Origin of the sequence: Tatumella ptyseos ATCC 33301, from assembly GCF_000735525.1 — a bacterium.
In the GTDB taxonomy this organism is placed as follows: domain Bacteria; phylum Pseudomonadota; class Gammaproteobacteria; order Enterobacterales; family Enterobacteriaceae; genus Tatumella; species Tatumella ptyseos.
Genome location: NZ_JMPR01000056.1, coordinates 1 through 3,122 on the forward strand (window position 1 = coordinate 1; position 3,122 = coordinate 3,122).

The following is a 3,122-nucleotide window of genomic DNA, read 5'->3' on the forward strand; positions in this document are numbered from 1 at the left end:
ATATCTTAAAGATGACTTACGAGTCATGTTTAAGATATTGCTCTTTAACAATACGGAACAAGCTGAAAATTTGAAAACAATGAATAACGTTAAGTTATTCAGAGTCTCTCAAAAACTTTTACGATTCAGAGTCGTTGCAAGACGTCTGTGGGTTGTGAGGTTAAGCGAATAAGCGTACACGGTGGATGCCCTGGCAGTCAGAGGCGATGAAGGACGTGCTAATCTGCGATAAGCGTCGGTAAGGTGATATGAACCGTTACAGCCGACGATTTCCGAATGGGGAAACCCGGTGCACTCAGTGCATCATCGTTAACTGAATACATAGGTTAACGAGGCGAACCGGGGGAACTGAAACATCTAAGTACCCCGAGGAAAAGAAATCAACCGAGATTCCCCCAGTAGCGGCGAGCGAACGGGGAGGAGCCCGGAACCATCATCAGTGTGTGTGTTAATGGAAGCGTCTGGAAAGTCGCACGATACAGGGTGATAGTCCCGTACATGAAAATGCACACATTGTGAGTTCGAAGAGTAGGGCGGGACACGTGGTATCCTGTCTGAATATGGGGGGACCATCCTCCAAGGCTAAATACTCCTGACTGACCGATAGTGAACCAGTACCGTGAGGGAAAGGCGAAAAGAACCCCGGCGAGGGGAGTGAAAAGAACCTGAAACCGTGTACGTACAAGCAGTGGGAGCACCTTTTATGGTGTGACTGCGTACCTTTTGTATAATGGGTCAGCGACTTATATTCTGTAGCAAGGTTAACCGTATAGGGGAGCCGCAGGGAAACCGAGTCTTAACTGGGCGTTAAGTTGCAGGGTATAGACCCGAAACCCGGTGATCTAGCCATGGGCAGGTTGAAGGTTGGGTAACACTAACTGGAGGACCGAACCGACTAATGTTGAAAAATTAGCGGATGACCTGTGGCTGGGGGTGAAAGGCCAATCAAACCGGGAGATAGCTGGTTCTCCCCGAAAGCTATTTAGGTAGCGCCTCGTGAATTCATCTCCGGGGGTAGAGCACTGTTTCGGCTAGGGGGCCATCCCGGCTTACCAACCCGATGCAAACTGCGAATACCGGAGAATGTTATCACGGGAGACACACGGCGGGTGCTAACGTCCGTCGTGAAGAGGGAAACAACCCAGACCGCCAGCTAAGGTCCCAAAGTCATAGTTAAGTGGGAAACGATGTGGGAAGGCTCAGACAGCCAGGATGTTGGCTTAGAAGCAGCCATCATTTAAAGAAAGCGTAATAGCTCACTGGTCGAGTCGGCCTGCGCGGAAGATGTAACGGGGCTAAACTATGCACCGAAGCTGCGGCAGCGACACTAAGTGTTGTTGGGTAGGGGAGCGTTCTGTAAGCCGTTGAAGGTGGTCTGTGAGGGCTGCTGGAGGTATCAGAAGTGCGAATGCTGACATGAGTAACGATAAAGCGGGTGAAAAACCCGCTCGCCGGAAGACCAAGGGTTCCTGTCCAACGTTAATCGGGGCAGGGTGAGTCGACCCCTAAGGCGAGGCTGAAAAGCGTAGTCGATGGGAAACAGGTTAATATTCCTGTACTTGGTGTTACTGCGAAGGGGGGACGGAGAAGGCTATGTCATCCGGGCGACGGTTGTCCCGGTTTAAGCGTGTAGGCTGAGATCCCAGGCAAATCCGGGATCTCTTAAGGCTGAGGCGTGATGACGAGGTGCTACGGCACTGAAGTGACAGATGCCCTGCTTCCGGGAAAAGCCTCTAAGCTCCAGGTAACACGAAATCGTACCCCAAACCGACACAGGTGGTCAGGTAGAGAATACCAAGGCGCTTGAGAGAACTCGGGTGAAGGAACTAGGCAAAATGGTGCCGTAACTTCGGGAGAAGGCACGCTGGCGCGTAGGTGAAGGGACTTGCTCCCGGAGCTGAAGCCAGTCGAAGATACCAGCTGGCTGCAACTGTTTATTAAAAACACAGCACTGTGCAAACACGAAAGTGGACGTATACGGTGTGACGCCTGCCCGGTGCCGGAAGGTTAATTGATGGGGTTATCCGTAAGGAGAAGCTCTTGATCGAAGCCCCGGTAAACGGCGGCCGTAACTATAACGGTCCTAAGGTAGCGAAATTCCTTGTCGGGTAAGTTCCGACCTGCACGAATGGCGTAATGATGGCCAGGCTGTCTCCACCCGAGACTCAGTGAAATTGAAATCGCTGTGAAGATGCAGTGTACCCGCGGCAAGACGGAAAGACCCCGTGAACCTTTACTATAGCTTGACACTGAATATTGAGCCTTGATGTGCAGGATAGGTGGGAGGCACTGAAGTACGGACGCCAGTTCGTACGGAGCCAACCTTGAAATACCACCCTTTAATGTTTGATATTCTAACGTAGACCCGTAATCCGGGTTGCGGACAGTGTCTGGTGGGTAGTTTGACTGGGGCGGTCTCCTCCCAAAGAGTAACGGAGGAGCACGAAGGTTAGCTAATCACGGTCGGACATCGTGAGGTTAGTGCAAAGGCATAAGCTAGCTTGACTGCGAGAGTGACGGTTCGAGCAGGTGCGAAAGCAGGTCTTAGTGATCCGGTGGTTCTGAATGGAAGGGCCATCGCTCAACGGATAAAAGGTACTCCGGGGATAACAGGCTGATACCGCCCAAGAGTTCATATCGACGGCGGTGTTTGGCACCTCGATGTCGGCTCATCACATCCTGGGGCTGAAGTAGGTCCCAAGGGTACGGCTGTTCGCCGTTTAAAGTGGTACGCGAGCTGGGTTTAGAACGTCGTGAGACAGTTCGGTCCCTATCTGCCGTGGGCGCTGGAGAATTGAGGGGGGTTGCTCCTAGTACGAGAGGACCGGAGTGAACGCACCACTGGTGTTCGGGTTGTCATGCCAATGGCATTGCCCGGTAGCTAAGTGCGGAAAAGATAAGTGCTGAAAGCATCTAAGCACGAAACTTGCCCCGAGATGAGTTCTCCCTGACTCCTTGAGAGTCCTGAAGGGACGTTGAAGACTACGACGTTGATAGGCCGGATGTGTAAGTGCAGCGATGCATTGAGCTAACCGGTACTAATGACCCGTGAGGCTTAACCTTACAACGCCAGAGGCGTTTTGCGAGAGACGCAAAAGAATTTTCAGCGAAGTTCCGGATTG

1 rRNA gene is annotated in these 3,122 nt (G+C 52.0%); it reads left to right on the forward strand.

The window, feature by feature from the left end:
- Positions 1-158: 158 nt before the first annotated feature.
- A 23S ribosomal RNA gene (locus GTPT_RS16540) occupies positions 159-3,063 on the forward strand.
- Positions 3,064-3,122 lie beyond the last annotated feature (59 nt).